This window comes from Streptomyces sp. NPDC031418 (genome assembly GCF_055581605.1).
Map to the genome: position 1 here is coordinate 289,776 of NZ_JBVIJC010000004.1, position 7,235 is coordinate 297,010.

A 7,235-nucleotide genomic window follows, 5' to 3' on the forward strand; every position below is an offset into this window, starting at 1 on the left:
GGGGGGAAGGGGGGGGGGGGGGGGGGGTTTGGTCCACCCCTGGGGGGGGGTTTGTTTTTTTTTTTTTCTTTGGGGGGTGGCCTCCCCGGGGGGGGGGGGGGGGGGCGGGGCCCCCGCGTCCCGCGTCAGAGGTTGGTCATGTCGACCGGGATACGGGGCTCGACGCCGTCCCGCAGGACCGTGGCCTCGATGAGGCCGTAGGGGCGGTCGGCGGCGAAGTAGACCTCGTTGTCGTTCTTGAGACCGAAGGGCTCGAGGTCGACGAGGAAGTGGTGCTTGTTCGGCAGCGAGAAGCGGACCTCGTCGATCTCGCCGCGGTTGTTGATGATGCGCGAGCCCATCTGGTACAGCGTCTGCTGGAGGGAGAGGGAGTAGGTCTCGGCGAAGGCGTGCAGCATGTGCTTCTTGACCTGCTCGTAGGACTTCTCCCAGTTGGGCATCTTCTGCTCGTCGTCGGTCCAGTTGAACCGCCACCGGGCCGAGACCGACGTGGCCAGGATGCGGTCGTAGGCCTCCTGGAGCGTCGTGTACTTGTCCTTGATGTAGCCCCAGAACTCGGAGTTGGTCGAGTTCATCACCGTCAGGTCCTTCAGACCGGAGATGACCTCGAACTGCTCACCGTCGTAGGTGATCTGGGTGACGCGGGTCTCCTGGCCCTTGCGCACGAAGGAGTGCTTGACCTCGTCCGCGCCGATGAACCGGGAGTTGGCGTCCGAGGTCTCGATCCGCTCCCAGGCGTACTCCTCGATGCGGATGCGCGCCCGGTGGATCACCTCCTGCGAGGTGACGAAGTGGCGGGCCAGGTGGATGCCGAACTGCTCGGCGGACTCGATGCCGTGTTCCTTGGCCTTGGCGAACACCGTGTTCTTGGTGGTGTCGGTGGGCAGGACGTGGGCGTTGGAGCCGGAGTAGTGGACGTCGTCCATGTCGCCGCTCAGGGCGACCGAGACGTTGAGGTCCTTGATGTGGTGGGTGGCGCCGTCCCGCGTGATCTTTACGACTCGGTTCTCGGCCTTGCCGTACTGGTTCTGTCCCAGAATGGTGGGCATTTAGCTAGCTCCCTCGGTAAACGGAGTAGCCGAACGGGTTGAGCAGCAGCGGTACGTGGTAGTGCTCGCCCGGTACCACGGCGAACGTGATCGCCACCTCCGGGAAGAACACAGCCGGTCCGCTGTCCCGAGTCGCGGGGGCGTCCTGCTGCGCATCGGCTTGCTTCTTCGCAGATTTCTCTTCGAAATACGACTCGACGGCGAAGTCGAGCCGTACGTGTGTGGTCCCTTCCGGCAGCGCCGGCAGGTCCTTGCACCGGCCGTCGGCGTCGGTCGCGGAGCCGCCGAGCGCCTGCCAGTCCGCCTCGGGGCCCGAGCGGGCGGAGAGCCGGACGGCGACGCCCTCGGCGGGGCGGCCCACGGAGGTGTCCAGGATGTGGGTGGACACGGAGGCGGTGGTGCTGGTGCTCATGGTGTCAGGCGTCCTCTTCGACGAGTCGGGCCAGGCGGATGCGGTTGATCTTGCCCAGCTCGGTGCGGACGATCTCCCGCTCCTGCTCCGGCGCGTTGCCGATCCGCTCCTTCACCGCGTCCCGCATCTGCTCGCCGGTCCGGCCGGTGGCGCAGATGAGGAAGACATGGCCGAACTTCTCCTGGTAGGCCAGGTTCAGCTCGAGCATCTGGGCCTTCAGCTCCTCGCCGGCGCCGGCCATGCCGCTCTGTTCGCGGGCGGAGGTCGGGTCGCCGGGCTTGGGGCGGCCGATGGGCGGGTGCCCCGCCATCGCCTCCGCCAGGTCGGCCGCGGTCAGCTCGGCCATGGCGGCGTCGCTGGCGGCGTAGAGGGCGTCGGTGGTGGCGTAGGGGCGGCCGGCGAGCAGTCGCCGGACCCACGCGGTGGAGGCGCACGCCTCGTGGAGGGCGGCGTGCGCCGCCGGCTCCTCCAGGTCGTTGAACCGGGCCAGGCCCGGGGGCGTGGAAGTCGTCGTCACGGGAGCCTCCGTGGCCGGAAACGGCCGTCGTGCTTCAGCGGGCTGCCGATAGCTAACGCCCCCGGAAACGCCACGTCAACACTTTGTTGAAAATTCCGCGTAACAACCGGGCCCGTGCGTCACCGGGGGCGAGAACGCCCCCGAGGGACCCGGGGAAGCGCGGGGCCGCCCCCGGTGAAGCGGCTACGCGCCCTTCTCCCGGTTGAGGTAGTTGTAGACCGTGAAGCGGCTCACCCCGAGCGCGCTCGCCACGGTCTCGACGCCGTGCCGTACCGCGAAGGCGCCCCGGGCCTCCAGCGTACGGACGATCTCCTGCTTGGCCCTGCGGTCCAGGTCGGCCAGCGGCCGGCCCCGCCTGCGCTCCATGGCGGCGAGGATGTGGTCGAGGGAGTCGGCGAGCTGGGGCAGGCGTACGGCGACGACGTCGACGCCCTCCCAGCCGAGGACGACATCCTCGGGGCCGGCCTCGTCGGGCGGGAGCATCTCTCCGCCCATCGCGTCGACCAGCGGTTTCACGGCCGCGATGAAGGGCTCGTCCGCGCTCATCTATCGCCCTCCCCGGCGTCGCCGCCCACCACGTTGACCTGGAGCGAGATCCGGGTGGCGCCGGCCTCCAGGCTCTTGCGCAACAACGCGTCCACGGCCGTCAGGACACGGTCGGCGCCGCCCTCGGCCGTGTTGCCGAACGGGCCGACGTCGACGGCGTCCAGCCCGGCCGTCTCGATGACCTCGCGCGCCGCCAGGGCGTGCGCGGGGGCCTCGTCCAGGTCGAAGGGTTCGGTCGTGAACTCCACTCTCAATCGCACGCGCACAACCTAACGCGCGGCAGGGGTTTTCGGACCGCCCGGCGAGGACCGGTGCTGGGCGCCCCTTGACAAGCCCCGACACCCGACGGCAATCTTCCATTAAGCAGAAACGAACTTCCGTAATACGGAAACACGACCACGGAAGGGAGCGCGGCCCCCGATGGGATTCGCAGACCAGCGCTTCAACGTCAACCTGTCGATCCTCTTCACGGAACTCCCGCTCCTGGAGCGTCCCGCGGCCGCCGCCGCGGCGGGCTTCACCGCGGTCGAGCTGTGGTGGCCCTGGGTCGACTCCCCCACCCCCGAGCAGTCCGAGCTCGACGCCCTGAAGAAGGCGATCGAGGACGCGGGCGTCCGGCTCACGGGGCTCAACTTCTACGCCGGACAGCTGCCGGGCCCCGACCGCGGCGCCCTGTCGATCCCGGGCGAGGAGTCGGAGAAGTTCCGCGCCAACATCGACGTGGCGGCGGACTTCGCCCGGTCCCTCGGCTGCACGGCCCTCAACGCCCTCTACGGCAACCGCGTGGAGGGTGTCGACCCGGCCGAGCAGGACGCGCTCGCCCTGGAGAACCTCGTCCTCGCGGCCCGGGCCGCCGACCGGATCGGCGCGATCGTGCTGATCGAGGCGCTGAACCAGCCCGAGTCGCCGCTCTGCCCGCTGGTGTCGGCGCCGGCCGCGATCGAGGTCGTGGACAAGGTCAACGCGGCGACCGGCCTCGGGAACGCGAAGTTCCTGATGGACCTGTACCACCTGTCCATGAACGGCGAGGACCTCCCCTCGGTCATCGAGCGGTACGCGGCGAAGACCGGGCACGTCCAGATCGCCGACAACCCCGGCCGTGGCGCCCCCGGGACGGGTTCGCTTCCGCTGGAGGAGCTGCTCGACCAGCTGAGCAAGGCCGGTTACGACGGCTGGGTGGGCCTGGAGTACAAGCCGGGCGACCGCCCGAGCGCCGAGGCCTTCGAGTGGCTCCCGCGCGAGGCGCGCGCAGCGCGCTGAACCCCCTTACTTCGCAAGGCAGTTGAGAGAGGCACCCCCATCATGAGCAACAACCTCACGAATTCTTCCCGCCCGACCCGCCCGGCGATCGCCTGGATCGGCCTCGGCATCATGGGCTCCCCCATGTCCGAGAACCTGATCAAGGCGGGTTACCAGGTCACCGGCTTCACCCTGGAGCAGGACAAGCTGGAGCGCCTGGCCGCGGCCGGCGGCACCGCCGCCTCCTCCATCGCCGAGGCCGTGCGCGACGCCGACGTGGTGATCACCATGGTGCCCGCGTCCCCGCAGGTCGAGGCCATCTCCTACGGCCCCGAGGGCATCCTGGAGAACGCGAAGCAGGGCGCCCTGCTGATCGACATGTCCTCGATCACCCCGCAGACCTCCATCGACCTGGCGAAGGCCGCCAAGGACAAGGGCATCCGCGTCCTGGACGCGCCCGTCTCCGGCGGTGAGGCCGGCGCCGTCGAGGCCGTGCTGTCGATCATGGTCGGTGGCGAGCAGGCCGACTTCGAGGAGGCCAAGCCGATCTTCGAGGCCCTCGGCAAGACCATCGTGCTGTGCGGCCCGCACGGCTCCGGCCAGACCGTGAAGGCCGCCAACCAGCTGATCGTCGCCGTGAACATCCAGGCGTGCGCCGAGGCCGTGGTCTTCCTGGAGAAGTCGGGCGTGGACCTGAAGGCCGCCCTCGACGTCCTCAACGGCGGTCTGGCCGGCTCGACCGTGCTGACGCGGAAGAAGGACAACTTCCTCAACCGCGACTTCAAGCCGGGCTTCCGGATCGACCTGCACCACAAGGACATGGGCATCGTCACCGACGCCGCCCGCACCGTCGGCGCGGCCCTGCCGGTCGGCTCCGTGGTCGCCCAGCTGGTCGCCTCGCTGCGCGCCCAGGGCGACGGCGGGCTGGACCACTCGGCCCTGCTGCGGGCCGTGGAGCGCCTGTCCGGCGCGCAGGTCTGATCCGCCCCACCAGACTTCCGGGCCGCGGCGCCGCTGACACCTGTCCTGTCGCGCCCAGGCGGCGCCGCGGCCCGGAATCACATTCAACAAACTGTTGACGCTCAGATCGCCCCACTTCTAGGCTCCACAAAGCGGAAGAATGTTTCCGCTGCCACCCGCACGGAAGGTCCCCGATGTCGAAGCGCGTGCTCACGACAGAGTCCGGCGCACCGGTCGCCGACAACCAGAACTCCGCCTCCGCCGGCGTAGGCGGCCCGCTCCTGATCCAGGACCAGCAGCTCCTGGAGAAGCTCGCGCGCTTCAACCGCGAGCGCATCCCGGAGCGCGTGGTGCACGCCCGTGGCTCCGGCGCGTACGGCCACTTCGAGGTGACCGACGACGTCACCGGGTTCACCCACGCCGACTTCCTGAGCGAGATCGGCAAGCGCACCGAGGTGTTCGTGCGCTTCTCGACGGTCGCCGACTCGCTCGGCGGTGCCGACGCCGTCCGTGACCCGCGCGGCTTCGCGGTGAAGTTCTACACCGAGGAGGGCAACTACGACCTCGTCGGCAACAACACCCCGGTGTTCTTCATCAAGGACCCGATCAAGTTCCCCGACTTCATCCACTCGCAGAAGCGCGACCCGTTCACCGGCCGCCAGGAGCCGGACAACGTCTGGGACTTCTGGGCGCACGCCCCCGAGGCCACGCACCAGATCACCTGGCTGATGGGCGACCGCGGCATCCCGGCGTCGTACCGGCACATGAACGGCTACGGCTCGCACACCTACCAGTGGACGAACGCGCAGGGCGAGGCCTTCTTCGTCAAGTACCACTTCAAGACCAACCAGGGCATCCGCAGCCTGAGCAGCGAGCAGGCCGCCGAGCTGGCGGGCACGGACCCCAACTCGCACCAGACGGACCTGCTCCAGGCCATCGAGCGCGGGGTGCACCCGTCCTGGACCCTGTACGTCCAGATCATGCCGGCGGACGAGGCGGCGGACTACCGCTTCAACCCGTTCGACCTGACCAAGGTGTGGCCGCACAAGGACTACCCGCTCCAGCGCGTGGGCCGCCTCGTCCTCGACCGCAACCCGGACAACGTCTTCGCCGAGGTCGAGCAGGCCGCGTTCTCCCCGAACAACTTCGTGCCGGGCATCGGCCCCTCGCCCGACAAGATGCTCCAGGGCCGGCTGTTCGCCTACGCGGACGCCCACCGCTACCGCCTCGGTGTCAACCACACCCTGCTGCCGGTCAACTCCCCGAAGGCGGTGCCGGGCGGCGCCGAAAACTACGGCCGCGACGGCTTCATGGCGCTGAACCCGCAGGGGCGCCACGCCAAGAACTACGAGCCGAACTCGTACGACGGCCCGGTGGAGACCGGCCGCCCGCTGTCCGCCCCGCTGGCGGTCTCGGGCCACACGGGCACCCACTCCGCGCCCCTGCACACCAAGGACGACGACTTCTACCAGGCGGGTGAGCTGTACCGCCTGATGTCCGCGGAGGAGAAGTCCCGTCTGATCGCCAACATCGCCGGCGGCCTGTCGCAGGTCTCCCGCGACGACGTGATCGAGAAGAACCTGGCCCACTTCCACGCCGCCGACCCCGAGTACGGCAAGCGCGTGGAGGAGGCGGTCCGCGCCCTGCGCGAGGACTGAGACCAGCGCCCCACAGGCAGCGTGCGGGATCTGACGGGAGGTCATGATCTCCGCACGCGGCCCGCGCGGCGCGCCGGACGGCCCGGATGAGGGGTGGCCGTACGGCGCGGAGCGCGGGCAGGGCGAGGACCGCGATGGCGTGCGAGCCAGTGCGGTGGTGAAGGAACCGGGTGCCCTTCTCGACCAGAGGGAAGGGAATCCCCGGCTCCGTCGCAGCCATCGCGGTCCCACCCAGGCCCCTTCCGGGCCCCAAGACCCCGTCCGGCGGCGCGAACGACCTGTCGCGCCCAGCCTCGCGCCGCCGGACGGCACCCACCCCGAACGCTCCCTACGCCGCTGCGATCCCGCAGGCGAGGGAGCGTTCGGCGTTTCCGCGCAGTTCCCTGCGGCCCCGCGGGCGGGTGGGCCGGCCGGGGTCCGCCGCCTCGGGGCCGTTCCTCGGAATGCGTATCGGTGGGGGGCGCCGCAGGCTGAAGGTATGGGTAATCCGATGCGGTATCCGCACATCGTGGTCCACTCGCCCGCCCTCGACGGGTCGCGGCGGGTCACCGAGGGGGATGTGGTGCTGGGGATCGCCTCGCATCTCGACGATGTCGTGGAGATCCTGCGGCTGGCCGATCTGGACCGGATCGAGGTCGAGGAGAGTGATCTCATCGAGTGGCAGGGCGGCGGGCCCGACGACTGGCCGGGGCTGTCGGAGCACGAGGTGTAGGGAACGCCTACACCTTGGCGGCACACGAAGGAGGGGCGGGGGGGGGGGGGGGGGGGGGGCCCCCCCCCCCGGGGCACCGGGGGGGGGGAAAACCCCACGACCGCTCTACGCTCCCGGAGGGCGCGGACGTCAGGGCTAGAGC

At 69.9% G+C, this 7,235-nt stretch carries 9 protein-coding genes; 4 read left to right on the forward strand and 5 right to left on the reverse strand.

Annotated features, from left to right (window positions below):
• Positions 1–125: 125 nt before the first annotated feature.
• The 5 genes from pucL to ACZ5CZ_RS07285 all read right to left on the reverse strand — a co-directional run bounded on the left by pucL (position 126) and on the right by ACZ5CZ_RS07285 (position 2,784).
• Positions 126–1,049 (reverse strand): factor-independent urate hydroxylase, encoded by a 924-nt coding sequence (pucL, locus tag ACZ5CZ_RS07265; RefSeq protein ID WP_385840801.1) that lies wholly within the window; start codon positions 1,047–1,049, stop codon positions 126–128.
• 4 nt (positions 1,050–1,053) lie between these two features.
• Positions 1,054–1,461, reverse strand: a complete 408-nt coding sequence (gene uraH / locus ACZ5CZ_RS07270) for a hydroxyisourate hydrolase (RefSeq protein WP_385840800.1) — start codon at positions 1,459–1,461, stop codon at positions 1,054–1,056.
• 4 nt (positions 1,462–1,465) lie between these two features.
• Positions 1,466–1,978: a 2-oxo-4-hydroxy-4-carboxy-5-ureidoimidazoline decarboxylase gene (gene uraD, locus ACZ5CZ_RS07275; RefSeq protein ID WP_385840799.1), complete on the reverse strand. Its 513-nt coding sequence runs from the start codon at positions 1,976–1,978 to the stop codon at positions 1,466–1,468.
• A 183-nt stretch (positions 1,979–2,161) separates the two neighbouring features.
• Complete coding sequence (locus tag ACZ5CZ_RS07280; RefSeq protein WP_385840798.1) at positions 2,162–2,524, reverse strand: helix-turn-helix domain-containing protein; 363 nt, start codon at positions 2,522–2,524, stop codon at positions 2,162–2,164.
• Entirely contained in the window at positions 2,521–2,784 is a 264-nt protein-coding gene (locus tag ACZ5CZ_RS07285) for a YkoF family thiamine-binding protein (RefSeq protein WP_385840797.1), read from the reverse strand. Before ACZ5CZ_RS07285 ends, ACZ5CZ_RS07280 begins: the two co-directional genes overlap by 4 nt.
• Positions 2,785–2,944: 160 nt before the next feature.
• On the opposite strand from ACZ5CZ_RS07285, the gene ACZ5CZ_RS07290 reads away from it, so the two are divergent.
• From ACZ5CZ_RS07290 to ACZ5CZ_RS07305, 4 genes are all read left to right on the forward strand, one after another.
• Positions 2,945–3,784: a TIM barrel protein gene (locus ACZ5CZ_RS07290; RefSeq protein ID WP_385840796.1), complete on the forward strand. Its 840-nt coding sequence runs from the start codon at positions 2,945–2,947 to the stop codon at positions 3,782–3,784.
• Between the two features lie 42 nt (positions 3,785–3,826).
• On the forward strand, positions 3,827–4,744 hold the full coding sequence (locus ACZ5CZ_RS07295) for a 2-hydroxy-3-oxopropionate reductase (RefSeq protein WP_468939999.1): 918 nt from the start codon (positions 3,827–3,829) through the stop codon (positions 4,742–4,744).
• A 173-nt stretch (positions 4,745–4,917) separates the two neighbouring features.
• Positions 4,918–6,381: a catalase gene (locus tag ACZ5CZ_RS07300; protein WP_468940001.1), complete on the forward strand. Its 1,464-nt coding sequence runs from the start codon at positions 4,918–4,920 to the stop codon at positions 6,379–6,381.
• Positions 6,382–6,859: 478 nt separating this feature from the next.
• The gene (locus ACZ5CZ_RS07305; protein WP_468940003.1) at positions 6,860–7,093 is read left to right on the forward strand and encodes a hypothetical protein; all 234 of its coding nucleotides are present in this window, start codon (positions 6,860–6,862) and stop codon (positions 7,091–7,093) included.
• Positions 7,094–7,235: the final 142 nt, after the last annotated feature.

Coding starts and splice junctions, on each gene's coding strand:
- ACZ5CZ_RS07305 (WP_468940003.1), top strand. CDS start 6,860: ATGGGTAATCCGATGCGGTATCCGCACATCGTGGTCCACTCGCCCGCC.
- ACZ5CZ_RS07295 (WP_468939999.1), top strand. CDS start 3,827: ATGAGCAACAACCTCACGAATTCTTCCCGCCCGACCCGCCCGGCGATC.
- ACZ5CZ_RS07280 (WP_385840798.1), bottom strand. CDS start 2,524: ATGAGCGCGGACGAGCCCTTCATCGCGGCCGTGAAACCGCTGGTCGAC.
- ACZ5CZ_RS07300 (WP_468940001.1), top strand. CDS start 4,918: ATGTCGAAGCGCGTGCTCACGACAGAGTCCGGCGCACCGGTCGCCGAC.
- uraH (WP_385840800.1), bottom strand. CDS start 1,461: ATGAGCACCAGCACCACCGCCTCCGTGTCCACCCACATCCTGGACACC.
- pucL (WP_385840801.1), bottom strand. CDS start 1,049: ATGCCCACCATTCTGGGACAGAACCAGTACGGCAAGGCCGAGAACCGA.
- ACZ5CZ_RS07290 (WP_385840796.1), top strand. CDS start 2,945: ATGGGATTCGCAGACCAGCGCTTCAACGTCAACCTGTCGATCCTCTTC.